This is a genomic window from Frondihabitans sp. Leaf304 (assembly GCF_001423105.1).
In the GTDB taxonomy this organism is placed as follows: domain Bacteria; phylum Actinomycetota; class Actinomycetes; order Actinomycetales; family Microbacteriaceae; genus Frondihabitans.
Map to the genome: position 1 here is coordinate 599,793 of NZ_LMNV01000002.1, position 15,247 is coordinate 615,039.

The window sequence follows — 15,247 nt, forward strand, 5'->3', positions numbered from 1 at the left end:
AGCTACGGCGTCTGAACGGCGCCGAAGATGGCGTCGATGATCGTCTCGGGGCGCACCTCGTCAGCTGCGGCTTCGTAGCCGAGGATCAACCGGTGCCGGAGAACGGAGTGCCGCAGATGCTTGACGTCTTCGGGGATGACGTAGTCACGCCCATTCAGGATCGCAAGGGCACGGGCGGCCCGGGTGAACGCAATGCTGGCGCGGGGGCTCGCCCCGAACTGCACGTAGTCGGCCATCGTTCCGGGGATGTAGCCCTGCGGATGCCGGGTGACGTAGATGACCTGGACGATGTAGTTGACGATCGACTGGTCGATGTAGACGCGCTTGGCGACGTCTTGCAAGAACGTCACGTCGTCGAGGTGGACACCCGTCGACTCGGCCGCCGAGTTGTCGTCGTACACGCCCGTCTCGATCCGACGGATGACCTCGGCCTCTTCGGCCGGCGACGGGTAGTCGAGGATCTCTTTCAGAAGGAACCGGTCGAGCTGTGCCTCGGGCAGCTGGTACGTGCCCTCCTGCTCGATGGGGTTCTGCGTCGCGAGCACCAGGAACGGTTTGGGGAGCTTGTAGACCGTGCCGCCGATCGACGTCTGCTGCTCTTGCATGGCCTCGAGCATGGCGCTCTGCGTCTTGGCACTCGACCGGTTGATCTCGTCGAGCAGCACGAAGTTGGAGTGCACGGGGCCGAGCTGGGTCACGAACGTCGACGACTGGGCGTCGTAGATCTGTGTGCCCGTGATGTCGCTGGGGAGCAGGTCGGGGGTGCACTGGATTCGCCGGAAGCTCGCGTCGACCGCCTGCGCCAGTGTCTGGGCGGCGGTGGTCTTGGCAAGGCCGGGCACACTCTCGAGGAGGACGTGACCACCCGTGATCAACGCGATCAGAAGCGACTCGCGAAGACCCTCTTGCCCGACGACCTTGGCCGCGAACGCCTTCGACACCCGGGCGACGACCTCACCCGCGCGCTCGAGCTCGGCAGCGCTGACGGGGGCTGCATCGGCAGCCGTGACAGGAGCAGCCGTGACAGGAGCAGCGTCGGTAGCAGTCACCCCGTCGGCCGGAGACTCGGGAGTGGTCGTCGCGGCGTCGGTCACGCGGTGATGACCTCCGGCGAGCCGAGCTCACCCGGGGGCATCTCGGCGGCGAGACGGTTGGCCTCGCGGATGAGCGTCTCGACGATCTGGTCTTCAGGGACGGTCGCGATGACCTCGCCCTTGACGAAGATCTGGCCCTTGCCGTTGCCCGAAGCCACACCGAGGTCGGCGTCGCGCGCCTCGCCCGGACCGTTGACGACGCAGCCCATGACGGCGACGCGGAGCGGCACGGTCATGCCCTCGAGGCCATCGGTGACGTCGTTAGCGAGCTTGTAGACGTCGACCTGAGCGCGACCGCAGCTGGGGCAGCTGACGATCTCGAGCTTGCGCTCGCGCAGGTTGAGCGACTGGAGGATCTGCAGACCGACCTTGACCTCTTCGGCGGGCGGAGCGCTGAGCGAGACACGGATGGTGTCGCCGATGCCCTCCGAGAGGAGGATGCCGAAGGCGGTCGCGCTCTTGATGGTGCCCTGGAACGACGGGCCGGCCTCGGTGACACCGAGGTGAAGCGGCCAGTCGCCTCGCTCGGCGAGCAGGCGGTAGGCCTTGACCATGACGATGGGGTCGTTGTGCTTGACCGAGATCTTGAAGTCGTGGAAGTCGTGCTCTTCGAAGAGACTTGCCTCCCACACAGCGCTCTCGACGAGCGCCTCGGGGGTCGCGCGACCGTATTTCTGCATGAGGCTCGGCTCGAGCGAACCGGCGTTGACGCCGATGCGGATCGAGACGCCAGCGGCCTTGGCGGCCGCGGCGATCTTGCCGACCTGGTCGTCGAACTTGCGGATGTTGCCCGGGTTGACGCGAACTGCGGCGCACCCGGCGTCGATCGCCGCGTAGACGTAGTTGGGTTGGAAGTGGATGTCGGCGATCACCGGGATGTTGCTCTTTTTCGCGATGATCGGCAGCGCTTCGGCGTCGTCACGGCTCGGCACGGCGACACGCACGATGTCGCACCCGGAGGCCGTCAGCTCGGCGATCTGCTGGAGCGTCGCGTTGATGTTCGTCGTCGGGGTCGTACACATCGACTGGACGCTGACGGGGGCGCCGCCACCGACGAGCACCTTGCCGACCTTGATCTGACGCGTCTTACGACGCGGGGCAAGGGTTTCGGGGATTTTGGGCATTCCGAGATTGACTGCAGGCACGTTTCACATCGTAAGCCCGACGCCCGACAATCGGCTCGACGGCGAGGCCGGTCTCTCGAACGCTCAGCCGATCGAGATCGGGTTGACGATGTCGGCGTAGAAGAGCAGCAGGCTCATGGCACCGAGGATGGCGACCACGGCGAAGGTCAGGGGGATCACCTTGGCCGTATCGACGGGCCCCGGATCCTTGCGTCCGAAGAGCTTCGCGAAGAAGCGACGCACGCCCTCGATGATGGCTCCCGCGACATGGCCGCCGTCGAGCGGCATGAGCGGAATTAGGTTGAAGACGAAGAGCGCGACGTTCAGCGAGGCGAGCAGACCCACCAGCACACTGGCGCGGTCGAGCACGGGCACCGAGTTGAGGCTCGCCACGTCGCCGGCCATGCGGCCGACGCCCACGACGCTGACCGGGCCGTTGGGGTCGCGCTCTCCGCCGCCGAAGGCCGCCTGCGCCACTCCGATCAGGCGCTGCGGCAGGTTCAGAATCAGGTGGCCGACATTGGCGATGTTGCTGCCGACAGCCGGCAGCACGGCCGACACGGGTGATTGCTGCCGCTCGTAGACCGAGCCGATGCCGACGAACCCGACCTCCTCGGTCTCTTTCGCCCCCGACGAGTCGGTGACGTAGTTGCCGTTCGCGTCGGTCACGTAGCGCTTCGTCAGCAGCGGGGTGATCTCGAGCGTCTCCCGTGCGCCGTCGCGAAGCACGACCATGTCGACCGTCTGGCCCGACGACTTCTGGATGATCGACGTCGACTGATCCCAGCTCGAGACGGTCGTGCCGTCGATGCTCAGGATCCGGTCGCCCGCTCGAATGCCAGCCGCGGCCCCGGGCGACTGAGTTGCACCCGCGGGGCACGTCGTCTCGGTCGACCCCGCTGGCAGCACGCACGCCGAGACCGAGCCCACCGTGGTCGTCGGCTGCTGCGTGCCGATGCCGCAGAGCACGACGGCGAACAGAACGATGGCGATGAGCAGGTTCATGACGGGCCCGCCGAGCATGATGACGATTCGCTTCGGCACGGCGAGCCGGTAGAAGGTGCGCTGCTCCTCCCCCTCGTCGACGGTCTCGGCGCTGGCCGTGCGGGCGTCCTGCACGAGGGTCTGGAACACGCCGGTCGTGGCGGTGCGACCCGCCGCGACCCGATGCTGCTCACCCGGTGCGCCGAGGGCGTCTTCCGCGACCTCGGCGGTCCTCTGCGGTGGGAACATGCCCGACATCGAGATGTAGCCGCCGAGGGGGATCGCCTTGACCCCGTACTCGGTTTCGCCCTTTGTGCGCGAGAAGATCGTCGGCCCGAAGCCGATCATGTACTGGCCCACCTTCACGCCAAACGCCTTCGCCGGAATGAGGTGGCCGATCTCGTGCAGGCCGATCGACACGATGAGGCCGACGACGACGATCAGGATGCCGACGATATAGAGCAGGACTGTTTCCACGTAGGGCACAGTACGGGACGGAAGGCATGAACGAGCCGCAAGGTCGCTGTGCCTCGCGGCGGGTCGGCGGATCCTTCGGTCTCTGGACCCGAGCTAGCGGGAGCCGAGGATCCGGTCCGCCGCCGCACGAGCCCAGCGCTCGGCATCGAGCACACCCTCGAGCGTCAGCTCCGCCGGCTCGTGCAGGTCGACCACTGCCCTGATGGTGTCGAGGATGTCGAGGTAGCCGATGCGACCGGCGTGGAAGGCGAGCACGGCCTGCTCGTTGGCGGCGTTGAAGACGGCCGGGAATGTCGCCCCGGCACGGCCGACCTGTTTGGCCAGATCGACCGAGGGGAACGCGACGGAGTCGAGGGGCGCAAACGTCCACTCCGAGGCGGTCGTCCAGTCGAGGGGCCTGCCGACGCCCGGCACGCGGTCGGGCCAGGCCATGCCGAGAGCGATCGGCAGGCGCATGTCGGGCGGCGACGCCTGGGCGATCGTGGAGCCGTCGACGAACTCGACCATCGAGTGGACGATCGATTGCGGATGCACCGTGACGTCGATCCGGTCGTAGTCGATGTCGAACAGCAGATGCGCCTCGATCACCTCGAGACCCTTGTTGACGAGGGTGGACGAGTTGGTGGTGACGACGAGGCCCATGTCCCAGGTGGGGTGAGCGAGGGCTTCTCGCGGTGTGACGTCTTTGAGCTGGTCGCGGGTCCGCCCGCGGAACGGGCCGCCCGACGCCGTCAAGACCAGGCGGCGGACCTCCTGCTGCGTGCCCGAACGGAGTGCCTGTGCGATCGCGGAGTGCTCGGAGTCGACGGGAACGAGCTGACCGGGTGACGCCTTCGCCTTGACGAGGTCGCCGCCGACGATGAGGCTCTCCTTGTTCGCCAGGGCGAGAGTCGCCCCCGATTCGAGGGCGGCCAGGGTCGGACCGAGCCCTACCGAGCCCGTGATGCCGTTCAGCACGACGTCGGTCTCGACGTCGTGGACGAGAGCCACCGACTCGTCGGTGCCGAGAGCCGTGTGCTCGACGCCGAACTTCGCCGCCTGCTCGGCCAGCAGTTCGGCGTTCGTGCCGGCGGAGAGACCGACGATTTCGAACAGGTGCGGGTTGGCTTCGATGACTTCGAGGGCCTGGACCCCGATGGAGCCGGTGGATCCGAGAACGGTGACGCGTCGCATGCAGTCAGCCTATTGCGGGCGGCTGATCGGCCCCGTCTTTCGGTCTTGGCACCATCTTTCGGTCTCGGCACCGTCACTGGGCGGTGTTCGCGTCGAAACCCGGTGTCGAGAAATCCACCAGCACCTCAGGCCGAGGTGATCAGCCCTGCGCGAGGATGTCGACCACGAAGACGAGCGTGTCGGTTCCCTTGATGCCGGCGGTCGTGTTGCCGGCCGAGCCGTAGCCCTCGCTCGGCGGCACGATCACGACGACCTGCGATCCGATCGTCTGACCGACGATGGCTTTCTTGAAACCGGCGACCACCTTGTCGGTAGAGAACGAGGTGGGCCCGCTCCCCCAGCTCTGGTCGAACACCTCGCCGGTGCGCCAGAGCGTGCCCTGGTACTGCACGGTGACCGTCGCGCCGCTCTTCACGGTGGCGCCGTCGCCCTTCTTGAGCACCTCGAGTTTGAGCGACTTCGGCGCCGTCGTCTTGGGAATCGTGACCGTCGGCTTGCCGTCGGCCGCCAGCTTCACGGCCGGGAATCCGCTCTTCGGCGCCACGGTCGTGCCGGTCGCCTTCGTCGGCACCTTGGACAGGATGTCCATCACGATGACCATGTCGTCGCCGGCAGCGACACCGAGCGACTCGTTGCCGGTCGTGCCGAACATGTCGGCCGAGTCGGCGACCGTCACAGTGCGGGAGCCGACCTGGGCGCAGTGCATCCCATCGACGAGGCCCGCGAGGTAGAGGTCTTTCGAGACCGTGAACTGGGTGGCCGCGGAGCCCGAATAGCCGGCGGTCGAGATCTTCTTGCCGGTCTTGGCGTCGTAGATGGTGAAGGCGACGTCGAGGAGGGTACCGGTGAGGGCCTTCTCGCCGGATCCTTCGATCACGGTCGACCGCTGGGTCGACGTGACCGACAGGCCCTTGTCGAACTTCACGGTGGGAGCGGCGTCGAGCTTTCCGGTGACCTTTACCGACTTCGACGCAGTACCCGCGGAGGGCGCCGCGCACGACGACTGGGTCTCGGCGGCAGCGGTCGACGAGGGATTCGGGGTCGACGTCGAGGTGGCAGAGGTGCTCGGGGATCCTGAGCAGCCGGCCAGGGCGACGGCGACAGCGGGAACGAGAGCGAGAGCGGCGAAGGCAGAGAGTCTGGGCATCGCCAGCCAGTGTCGCTGAGCTTTCAGGCGGGAAGCTGAGCGTTCGCCACGACGACGGTGGGTTCGTGGCGCACCGGGAAGTTCATCGAGGAGGCGATGAAGCACTTCGACGACGCCTCCCGGTGCGCCTCTCGAGCCCGCTCGACCATCGACTCCTCGGCCACCGTGACCGTCGGATGCAGCACGACCTCGGTGAAGTGCCCGCCCCCGTCGGAGGTCTGCACCATCGTGCCGGTGGCGTCGTCGACGTAGCCGGTGACGACGACGTCGACCGTCGTGCACACCCAGAGGTAGCTCAGCAGGTGGCACTGCGACAGGGCGCCGAGAAGCATCTCTTCGGGGTTCCAGCGATCGACGTCGCCGCGGAACGGCTTGTCGGCCGACCCGAGGATCTCGGGCTTGCCCGTCACGGTCAGCGTGTGATCGCGCCCGTACGAGCGGTAGTCGCGGGTTCCCTCGCCGCGATTGCCCGTCCAGACGGTGTGCAGCGCGTAGGTGTGGTCGATCATGCCGTCAAAGTTACACTCGGCCTCATGAGTCACGAGCACCAGGATCCGAAGCCCGCCACGTCGCGTCATCCGCTGGAGGTGTCGGGAAGCGTGGAGCTCGCGGTACTCGAGCGCTCCGGCATGGCCGAGAGTCGCCACATCGGCGCCGCCGCCGTGGTCGACTCGTCAGGGCGGATCGTGCGAACGCTCGGTGATGCCGCCGCGTCGATCTATCCGCGCTCGTGCCTCAAACCTTTTCAAGCTCTCGCCGTGCTGCGGTCGGGCGTGCGACTGGAGGGGCCGGAGGCGGTGCTTTCGACCGCCAGCCATGCCGGGACCCCGCGTCACCAGGCCGTCGTCGAGGGCATGCTGGCCCGGATCGGTGCCACCGAAGACGACCTGCTGTGCCCGCCCGACTGGCCGTATGATCGCGACACCGCCCGGACGGCGAGCGACAAGCGACGCATCTTCATGAACTGCAGTGGCAAGCACGCGGGCTTTCTTCTCGCCTGTGCCGAGAACGGCTGGGACCCGCGCTCGTACGACGACCTCGACCACCCGCTGCAGGTGGCTGCCCGAGAGACGGTCGCCGACTATCTCGGCGAGACGGTCGATCACGCCGGTGTCGACGGCTGCGGTGCACCCGTGTTCGCGGCGACGCTGACTGGGCTCGCGGGGGCCGTGGCTCGTCTGGTGCGCTCGGCCGACACCGACGACGACCCTCTGGCCGGCCACCTGGTTCGCGCCGTGTTCGACGACGCCTGGGCCCTCGACGGCGAAGGCCGCGCGAACACCGTCACGATCGACGAGACCGGCCTGTTCGCGAAGTTGGGTGCCGAGGGAGTCATGATCATGGGAAGCCGTGAGGGACTGGCCGTCGCCGTGAAAGTGCTCGACGGCAACCTCCGGGCCGGGACACTCGCAGGACTGACCCTGCTCGAAGCCGAAGGGGCCGTCGCATCGGACGCCGTCGATCGCGTGCTCGACCAGACGCTGGAGCGCGTGACCGGCGGCGGCGTCGTGGTCGGCGGGATTCGGGCCGGCGCGGCGTTGGCAGGAATGCGCGGCTGATTCGCGAGGCGGAATTGCGGGGCCGTGCGGCTGAGTTGCGGGGCTGCGGGGTCGCGGGTTCGCGGGGTCGCCGGGTCGCGGGGTCGCGGGGTCGCGGGGCTGCGTCACGCGGTGCTCCCGAGGCGTGACCGGTCGGGGCGAACTGGTCGGTCGGCCGGGGGCTGTACGACGGCCCTGAGCTCAAGGGCGGTCCAGGCGCCCCCGCACTCCCCCGCTGCACGCACGCAGGCGATGCCGTCGGGCCCGACCCAGACATCCACCGTCTCCGGCGGCACGACCAGACCGAGGGCTGCCGCCGGCGGTGAGACCTCGACGACAGTCTCGGCCCCGAGCCGCAGCAGCGACGGCAGCAGCGCGCCGAGTGCCGGAGGCGCGAACAGGCGCACTCGTGTAGCTGGAGCAACGAGAGGAGCCCTCTCAAGGATCCGCGGAGCCGCCTCACCCCCGACCTGCACCGCGCTCACGACCGCTCCCGACCCCACGACTACGCTCCTCGCCCGAGGAGGATCGCAGCCCCGAACGAGCCCAGCGAGCTCCTCGGCCATCGCCTCGTCAAGACGCCTCTCGAAGTCGAGCCGCGCTGCGGCACTCCCGTCGCGTCGACGCCGCTCTCGCAGCGCCGTGCGAACGAGTACCTCCGCGACGGCGGCGAGTGCGACCACGCCCATGCCGACCGCGAGCATCGGCGTCGGAGGCGAGAGCGCCAGAGTGACTGCAACGAGGAGGCCTAGGGCCGCGGAAGCGACGATGGGAAAGGACGGCGCCGGAGCACCCGGCGGAGACTGCGGTGCGGTGAGGTGGACGTGGCTCATACGTCGAGTCAAGCCGTCGCGACACCTCGGCAGGCGTGGATGCGGGGATCTGTGGTGAGACGGTCTCGGATCCTCGTCTGTGGAGACGAGGTGACGCCCGGCGACTCGGGCCCACGCTCAGAAAGTCGTGATCGCGTGCAGCGAGTCGCGCTCGCAGCCCGTCTCAGCTCACGATGAAGAACTGCTCGCCGATTTCGACCCGCGTGCCCCGGGGCACGCGAACCCGCTTGCCCGGCTCGGCCCGGCGGACCTCCTGCGACGGTGCCTTCACGATCGTGCCGTTGCCCGACCAGCGGTCGGCGACCCACAGGTGGCCGTCGTCCTGGCCGAATTCGAGGTGCGTTTTCGACACCGATCGGCCGGGGTCGAGGATCCGAACGAGCAGCTCGATCGCCTCGCCCGGCTGCGGCGTCGGCGCTCGTCCGACGAGGCCGCTTCCCTGAACGGTGAAACTCTCGCCCGTCGAGAACTGGAGGATGAACGATTCCCCTACCTCGCGACGCGGCACGATGCGAGTGCTCTCGACGTCGTCGGCCGGCGCACCGAGGGTCACGGCCCAGGGCGCGGCCGACGGCGAGGGCTGCGGCGCGGGGGCGACGGTCGGCACTGCCGATTGCGCCGCGCGGCTCGCCGCAGGGGCCTCGGGTTCGGCTGCTCGCACAGGGGGTTGCGGGGGGCTGACGGGCCGATCGACCAGGGCCTCGGGCACGTCGCCGACGCGGACAGGAGGCACCTCCGGCGACGAGGCGGGCGGTGTGTGGCGCGCGGCCGTCGGAGCAGAGTGCGTGGGAGTTCCCGCGTGCCGGATCGGCTCGACGTGGGCGGCAGTAGGAGCAGAGGGATCGGACGCGGGTTGCGAGGGCGCAGCTGACGACGACGACCACAACTGCGGCGCTTCGCTCGGCTGTCGACGACCGAAGAGGCGTCGTCGCTTGGGCGCGGGAACAGGATCAGGCACGAAAGGCGGAGACACCTCGACCGGCGACGGCAGGGGCGTCGGGGTCAGCGGAGCCGACCGGGGGGCCGGAGGGGCCTCGTGCGTCTCACCCGACTGCGGGCGTCCCGGCTGAGCGCCTTCTGGCAGGGGGCGTTCCGACGGGGTCCGTCCACTCGATGGTGCCGCAGCAGTGCCGGTGATCGGCACGATGGGTCCGGTGAAGGAGGCGGCTACAGACTGGACCACGGCCCCGCACTCGCCACAGAAGATATCGCCCTGGTGCAGGGGTGCGCCGCAGTCCGAGCACACGGCGCCGGCCGATTCGCGCGCTGTTGTCGGCGCAACGAGCGGGGCGATCACGTTGGTATCGCCCTCGACGGCAGCCACGTCAACGCCGGGCGGAGCGGCAATGGGCTCAGGATCCGACGGCTCATCCTCGAGCACCGGCTCGACCGCCACCGCAGGTGCGACGTCGGCGACCTCGACCTGAGCATCGTCGGCGGACGATTCCACGGCGGCCGCGTGATCGACCACCGCAGGAGCGTCGGCGGTCTGCGCGGCAGCGGGGAGCGAGCCGGGGACGTCGGCTTCGTCGATCGAGTCGTGCGTGGTCGGGGTGGGGCGGGCATCCACTTTGACCGCGGGGTCAACCGTGATCGGAGTCACCGACGCCGTCCACAGCGGCCCGGACGCCGGACGCACCGTGCCCGTGTCGGGGCGCCGGGGCGTCTCGTCGTCTCCGGACTCGCTGTCCTCAAGAGCGCTGCCTTCGGGTGCGCCGTCTTCGCGCACGCCGTCTTCAGGCGCACCGTCTCCGCGCTCGCCGTCGAGCCACCAGGGTGTGCCGGCCGGAACAGCGGTGGCCTGGGGCTCCTGCAACACCCAGGGGCGGCGCGGCGGTGCCGCCACCGGTGCCTGCTCGACCGGAGCCTCGGCACGGAATGCAGCCCAGTCGGCCGCGGTGATGGCACGACCGCACTGGCCGCAGAACATGGCTCCGTCGGGCAGCGGGCTCGAGCAGGTGGGGCAACGCATGTGTGGTGAGTGATCCCTAACGCTTGAAAGGCTTCCGGCCATGGTATCCACGGAGCGACCTCGTCGAGACCGCGGCCCGGAATCGTTGCCACCGAGTGAGGCCGGTATCGAGATGGGTGCGCATCTCGCCGACCGCCTTCCAGACGCGATCCGCGTCGGGCGCGGACGGCGGCTCGGGAGCGAAGACGGCCCGGTCGACTACGCGAGCGAGAACACCGGCGCGGGTGCTGCCGACCGCCGCCGCGACCTCGCTTCGAGTGGCGGCGCTCGGGGTGGGGATGCCGTGGTCGACGACGGCGTCGTGGTACTCCTGCCATCCGTGGGTCATGCGGACGCCAGGGTCACGGGCCCGGCGCCGCCGCACCCGTCGACGCCCCTTGACCGCGACGATCGCGAGGAACGGCGACATCACCAGGCCTGCTATGAGGGCGGCCCAGCCGGCGATGCGGCCGGCGGCGACCAGGAGGGCGATCCAGGCCGGTGGATCGGTGGGGCTGTCCTGGCGGCTCTGCGGTTGGGTCTGATCGTTCGGCGGGTCGGCCTCTTGCTGGGGTGGCTGAATCACCGACTGGGGTCGCGAGACCTGGTTCGGATCGACCTGCTGGTCTTTCGGGATCTCGCGGGGTTCCGGGTTCGGGTCGAGCGAGACCCAGCCGTACTGGGCGGTGTCGACCTCGATACGAGCCGTGATGTCGGATCCTGTAAAGGTCGCCGTGCCGCCCGTCGATGACGAGCCGGCGAATCCCAGTACCACCCGCGCGGGGAACCCGAGTTCGTCGGCCATCAGCGCGGCTGCCGCGGCGTATTGCTCACCGTCGCCGATCATCAGGTTGTCTGTGAAGAGGCGGGTGAGTCGGTCGGCTCCGTGGCCGGAGAGGCTGGCGGGTTCGTCGGAACCGACGCCGTGACTCACGTACCCGTTCTTCTTCAGGCCGTCGAGGGCCGCCTGCAGGCGTGGGCCCTGCCCCTGAACCCCGTCGACGTACGACTCGAGGGCGGCCGTGAGTGCCGAGGGCACCTTCGTCGGCGCAGGCACAGTGGCGTCGCCGGGGGTCAACGACTGGAGCGCCGCTCGCGAGGGCTGTTGCGGCTCGACGGCAGTGAGCCGATACGAGTCGTCTTGTGCGAGCCCGCCGAGCACGGCGGCGGTGCCCGTGGTGTCGTTGTAGAAGAACGCGTCTCGAAGAGCGGTGCTTCTCGAGCCGCCGAAGTCGATCGACTCCAGCTTGCCCACGGTCGGAACCCAGACACCCGTGTAGCCGTCGACGGCTACATCGATCGTGACCTGCCTGCCCCTGACCTGAGCCTGATCGATCGACGTGGGCACGCGCGTGAAGGTGCCCGAAGCGGTCGAGACTTCGTCGCTGCCGACCGAGTACTGCACGCCGTCGTAGGTGTCGAGAGTGGCGATCCTGACGAAACCGCCCGCTCCGAGACCGGTAACCGTGATCTGGGGTGTGTCGGCCTCGGCGGACTGCTCGTAGGCGCGGAATCCGCTGAGGGGGCTCACGTAGTCGCGCGGATCGAAAGGCGTCTGCACGGCGTCGCGGGCGACCCAGCGGGACGACTTCGGACCGATTGCACCGGTCACAGCCGCTCCCGCGGCGGTCGCGACGACGAGAGTCAGCAGCGTTCCGGCGACGGCACGGCGTGCCACGGCGCCGTGACCGGACCGACCGCGAGCCTCACCTCCGGATGGCCTCCGGCGGCCGGCAGCCGTTCCCCGTGTCAGCAGGTCGATGGCCAGGCGCCGCCGGCGAAGCCTCCACCAGACGATCCAGAGCACCGACACCGCGAGCAGCACCAGTCCGGTGACCAGGGGCAGGAGGGGCTCGCGAGGACCGAGGACGATGCCCACCAGATAGATCAGCACGGGCGGCACGAGCGCGAGCTCGGCGCGGCGGCTGCGGAACGCCGTGCTGAGCCCCACGGTCGTCCCGGCGAGCACGAGCACTAGAGCCGGGACCAGCAGGGCCTGATAGTCGCCCACCGGGAGCGTGATGGTCAGCAGCTGCTTCCAGCCGAGCGCGACGCCCCCGACCAGCTCACGCAGACCGTCGACGGTCGGGAGCACCCCGTAGAGCGCTTGGTTCGGCACCGCGAGAGCGACCCCGAAGACCCCGAACGCCACGATCAGAAGCGCGAGGATCCAGACGCTCGCCAACCGCAGAAAAAGACCGGCGAGAGCGATGGTCGCCCCGAGCGCGAAGCCGCCGACGAGCAGGATCAGGAAGGCGCTGCTGCGGTAGATGGGCCAGAGGGTGGCGCTAGCCGCCACCATGACGACGAAATAGAGGGCTGTCTGGGCCAGGGCGAAACCGGTGCGGATCTTCGGCCGGGTGGATCGCGGGCGGAGCCCCGGCCCGCGGGCCGTCGATCCAGTCGTCGGTGTTTCTCTCCGGTCGACGACGGTCATGACGCCACCGTCCGTGCGAGTGACTTCTGCAGGTCTTCGAGGTAGCCGACCGTCAACACGGTCATGTCGGCGACGCGACGAAGGCCGGGAACCGTCTCGGGATCGCAGACGATCGCCACCGTCTCGACGCCCGCCGGGAACGCCGAGGCGGCTGCGCGCAACTCACCGATACCCGTCGTCGAGCCGACCACGAGGAACGCGACCGAGATGCCGGCGACCTGCTCCCCCGTCACCCGAGCGACGTCCGAGATTCCGAGCGCGGCCTCGGAATAGGCCACCAGCGAGAGATCGTCGAGGAGACGGGTCGGGGTGAGGGTCGACAGCGGACGGACGGCCAGGGTCTTCCGCTTCGCGAACTCGGGGGTCCGCTCCGACACGACCACCGAGACCTCCCGGGCGTCGCGAATCGCGCGCACCCCGAGTGACGCCGCCACGCCGACGCCGAGCTCGAACTCCTCCTCGGTGGCGAAGTCGGCGTTAGCGAGGCTCAGGGCGATGACGATGTGGCTGCGACGTGTCTCTTCGAATTGCCGCACCATGTAGGTGCCCGCGCGGGCGCTGGACTTCCAATGGATGTGGCGGCGGTCGTCGCCCGGAAGGTATTCGCGAAGGGCATGGAACGAGATATCGCTCGGCGAGAGGTCGCGGGTCGGACTGCCCTCGAGGTCACGGATCAGCCCGGTACTCGTCGACGGAATGCCGATGGTGCGCGGGTGGACGAACAACTCGACGACGTCGGTCCAGTCGAGCTCGCGGCGGACGAGGCCGATCGGATCTCCGCGAACCGTGCGAACCGGCCCCACGGGAATGACCCCGCGCTTGTTCGTCGGCACCTCGAAGGTCTCGTCGACCGATTCACCCCCGCGCAGGCCCGGGAGGGTGAGCTCCACCAGACCGGCGCCGATCGGAATCTCGACGGTGATCCCGAGCACGCGGCGCCTCGTCGGATTGCTCACCGTCACGCGACCGGAGGCCTCATCGCCCACAGCCACCCGACTGTGAGGCAGATCGAGAGCGATCGTGAAGACGCTGCGACCGATGGCCGTGACGACCGCCAGGATCAGGATGACGACGAGCGCGAATCCGACCGTGACGAGCTCGACCCAGCCGAGCGCATAGCCCGCCACGAGGCAGGCGGGGGTGAGAACCAGCAGTGCCCAACCGACCGGGGTGACCACGCTCGAGGCCACCTCGACTCCCCGGCTGAGGACGAGAGCGAGCCGACGGCCGAGTCGGACGATGAGCACGACGATGTCGGCGCTGAAGCCCTGCCTGTCGCCCACGATCCGGGTGCGGGCGTTCGTGAGCCCCTGCGTGCTGGTTCCGTAGTGCGAGTCGGCAGTGGCGTTTCGCGTGCTTTCGCCGCGCGCCCGGTCGGGGCCCGGCCGCCCAGCGCGAGACCGCTCCGCCGGCGATCCCTGCACCCGCGAGCCCTCGGTTCGAGCGCGTTCTCCCGGCGGCGTCACGCGTACGCCGCCGCACAGGTCACGCGGAGACCCTCTCGGCGGGCGGCGCGATCTCGATCAGCAGTTGGCTGATGACGCTGCTGGCGGTGACTCCGTCGAACTCAGCTTCGGGATCGAGCACGATCCGGTGGGCGAGAACGGGCTCGGCGAGCAGCTTGACGTCGTCGGGCGTCACGTAGTGCCGACCGGTCGACGCCGCGTACGTCTTGGCGACACGCACGAGGGACAGAGCGCCGCGGACGCTCACACCGAGGCGCACTTCGGGAGCCGTTCGAGTGCCCTCGACTATCCGGGCGACGTAGTCGGCGACGACCGGATCGACGTGCACCGTTCGCGCGAGGCGAGACATCTCGCCGATGACTCCCGCCTCGACGATTGGCGACAGGCTGCCCTCGTGCACGCGAACCGCGGAGTCTTCGAGGATCCGCAGGGTGGCCGCATGGTCGGGATACCCGATGGAGGTCTTCATCAGGAACCGATCGAGCTGCGCCTCGGGCAGGCGGTAGGTGCCCGCCTGTTCGATGGGGTTCTGGGTGGCGATCACCATGAACGGCGACCCCACCTCGTGCGTCACCCCGTCGACCGTGACGCGCGACTCCTCCATGACTTCGAGAAGCGCGGACTGGGTCTTCGGGCTCGCCCTGTTGATCTCATCGGCGAGCACGATGTTCGCGAAAATCGGTCCGCGGTGGAACTCGAACTCGCTCGTCTTCTGGTCGTAGATGCTGACGCCGGTGATGTCGCCGGGCAGGAGGTCGGGGGTGAACTGGATCCTGGAGCTCTCGCTCTGCACGGTCTGCGCGACGGCTCGGGCGAGTGACGTCTTGCCCGTGCCGGGGAAGTCTTCGAGCAGAAGATGGCCTTCGCTCAGAAGGGCCGTGAACGACAGCTTGATCACGAACGACTTGCCGAGCAGCACCTTGTCGACGTTGCCGACGAGGCGCGCGAAGATATCGGCGAACCAGGTGGCCTGCTCAGGCGTCATGCTCATGCTCGGGGGGTTCCTTTGGTGTGGGTGACGAT

General features: G+C 68.8%; 12 protein-coding genes. 1 reads left to right on the forward strand and 11 read right to left on the reverse strand.

The annotated features are described in order from the left end of the window. Nucleotides 1-2: 2 nt before the first annotated feature. The 6 genes from ASF54_RS02655 to ASF54_RS02680 all read right to left on the reverse strand — a co-directional run bounded on the left by ASF54_RS02655 (nucleotide 3) and on the right by ASF54_RS02680 (nucleotide 6,508). Nucleotides 3-1,049 carry an AAA family ATPase gene (locus tag ASF54_RS02655; protein ID WP_055961900.1) on the reverse strand — a complete coding sequence of 349 codons (1,047 nt, stop codon included), beginning with the start codon at nucleotides 1,047-1,049 and terminating at the stop codon, nucleotides 3-5. A gap of 41 nt (nucleotides 1,050-1,090) precedes the next feature. Next, entirely contained in the window at nucleotides 1,091-2,239 is a 1,149-nt protein-coding gene (gene ispG / locus ASF54_RS02660; RefSeq protein ID WP_194604263.1) for a flavodoxin-dependent (E)-4-hydroxy-3-methylbut-2-enyl-diphosphate synthase, read from the reverse strand. Between the two features lie 63 nt (nucleotides 2,240-2,302). Further along, the gene (locus ASF54_RS02665) at nucleotides 2,303-3,679 is read right to left on the reverse strand and encodes a M50 family metallopeptidase (protein WP_084816119.1); all 1,377 of its coding nucleotides are present in this window, start codon (nucleotides 3,677-3,679) and stop codon (nucleotides 2,303-2,305) included. A gap of 93 nt (nucleotides 3,680-3,772) precedes the next feature. Next, on the reverse strand, nucleotides 3,773-4,852 hold the full coding sequence (dxr, locus tag ASF54_RS02670; protein WP_055958504.1) for a 1-deoxy-D-xylulose-5-phosphate reductoisomerase: 1,080 nt from the start codon (nucleotides 4,850-4,852) through the stop codon (nucleotides 3,773-3,775). Between the two features lie 139 nt (nucleotides 4,853-4,991). Then, nucleotides 4,992-5,999 (reverse strand): FKBP-type peptidyl-prolyl cis-trans isomerase, encoded by a 1,008-nt coding sequence (locus ASF54_RS02675; protein WP_055958507.1) that lies wholly within the window; start codon nucleotides 5,997-5,999, stop codon nucleotides 4,992-4,994. Nucleotides 6,000-6,022: 23 nt separating this feature from the next. After that, entirely contained in the window at nucleotides 6,023-6,508 is a 486-nt protein-coding gene (locus tag ASF54_RS02680; protein ID WP_055958509.1) for an OsmC family protein, read from the reverse strand. 24 nt (nucleotides 6,509-6,532) lie between these two features. Here ASF54_RS02680 and ASF54_RS02685 point away from each other — a divergent pair, with 24 nt between their 5' ends. Continuing rightward, nucleotides 6,533-7,558 carry an asparaginase gene (locus ASF54_RS02685; RefSeq protein WP_084815891.1) on the forward strand — a complete coding sequence of 342 codons (1,026 nt, stop codon included), beginning with the start codon at nucleotides 6,533-6,535 and terminating at the stop codon, nucleotides 7,556-7,558. Between the two features lie 104 nt (nucleotides 7,559-7,662). On the opposite strand, the gene ASF54_RS02690 is transcribed toward ASF54_RS02685, so the two are convergent. From ASF54_RS02690 to ASF54_RS02710, 5 genes are all read right to left on the reverse strand, one after another. Then, nucleotides 7,663-8,370, reverse strand: coding sequence for a hypothetical protein (locus ASF54_RS02690; RefSeq protein WP_055958510.1), 708 nt, complete (start codon nucleotides 8,368-8,370; stop codon nucleotides 7,663-7,665). Between the two features lie 163 nt (nucleotides 8,371-8,533). After that, nucleotides 8,534-10,342, reverse strand: coding sequence for a zinc-ribbon domain-containing protein (locus tag ASF54_RS02695; RefSeq protein WP_162237089.1), 1,809 nt, complete (start codon nucleotides 10,340-10,342; stop codon nucleotides 8,534-8,536). A 16-nt stretch (nucleotides 10,343-10,358) separates the two neighbouring features. Beyond that, nucleotides 10,359-12,758, reverse strand: a complete 2,400-nt coding sequence (locus tag ASF54_RS02700; protein ID WP_055958515.1) for a transglutaminaseTgpA domain-containing protein — start codon at nucleotides 12,756-12,758, stop codon at nucleotides 10,359-10,361. After that, a complete protein-coding gene (locus ASF54_RS02705) occupies nucleotides 12,755-14,182 on the reverse strand; it encodes a DUF58 domain-containing protein (protein WP_084815892.1) in 1,428 nt (475 codons plus the stop codon). Before ASF54_RS02705 ends, ASF54_RS02700 begins: the two co-directional genes overlap by 4 nt. 61 nt (nucleotides 14,183-14,243) lie before the next feature. Next, nucleotides 14,244-15,215 (reverse strand): AAA family ATPase, encoded by a 972-nt coding sequence (locus ASF54_RS02710; protein ID WP_055958518.1) that lies wholly within the window; start codon nucleotides 15,213-15,215, stop codon nucleotides 14,244-14,246. Between the last annotated feature and the right edge of the window lie 32 nt (nucleotides 15,216-15,247).

Bases quoted from the DNA above. Each gene is read 5' to 3' on its own strand.
- dxr (WP_055958504.1), bottom strand. From the start codon at position 4,852: ATGCGACGCGTCACCGTTCTCGGATCCACCGGCTCCATCGGGGTCCAG.
- ASF54_RS02710 (WP_055958518.1), bottom strand. From the start codon at position 15,215: ATGAGCATGACGCCTGAGCAGGCCACCTGGTTCGCCGATATCTTCGCG.
- ASF54_RS02690 (WP_055958510.1), bottom strand. From the start codon at position 8,370: ATGAGCCACGTCCACCTCACCGCACCGCAGTCTCCGCCGGGTGCTCCG.
- ASF54_RS02695 (WP_162237089.1), bottom strand. From the start codon at position 10,342: ATGCGTTGCCCCACCTGCTCGAGCCCGCTGCCCGACGGAGCCATGTTC.
- ASF54_RS02675 (WP_055958507.1), bottom strand. From the start codon at position 5,999: ATGCCCAGACTCTCTGCCTTCGCCGCTCTCGCTCTCGTTCCCGCTGTC.
- ASF54_RS02680 (WP_055958509.1), bottom strand. From the start codon at position 6,508: ATGATCGACCACACCTACGCGCTGCACACCGTCTGGACGGGCAATCGC.
- ASF54_RS02700 (WP_055958515.1), bottom strand. From the start codon at position 12,758: ATGACCGTCGTCGACCGGAGAGAAACACCGACGACTGGATCGACGGCC.
- ASF54_RS02685 (WP_084815891.1), top strand. From the start codon at position 6,533: ATGAGTCACGAGCACCAGGATCCGAAGCCCGCCACGTCGCGTCATCCG.